Source organism: Streptomyces griseicoloratus, assembly GCF_014534645.1.
Lineage (GTDB): Bacteria > Actinomycetota > Actinomycetes > Streptomycetales > Streptomycetaceae > Streptomyces > Streptomyces griseicoloratus.
In genome coordinates, this window is sequence record NZ_JACVQF010000047.1 from 1 (window position 1) to 206 (window position 206).

The 206-nt window shown below is 71.8% G+C and carries 1 protein-coding gene; it reads left to right on the top strand.

The features are described from left to right. Positions 1 to 206: ACP S-malonyltransferase (locus H0H10_RS01625; protein ID WP_188178968.1), on the top strand; the 206-nt coding region annotated here is incomplete at both ends.

Sequence of the window (206 nt, forward strand, 5' to 3'; positions counted from 1 at the left end):
ATCCCCGTCGTCTCCACCCTCACCGGACACCTCGCCACCGGCGACGACCTGCGCACCCCCACCTACTGGACCAACCAGGTCCGCCACGCCGTCCGCTTCCACGACGCCCTCACCACCCTCCACAACCAGGGTGCGACCACCCTCCTCGAAATCGGCCCCGACGCCGTCCTCAGCCCCCTCGCCCACGCCACCCCCACCCTCCGCAC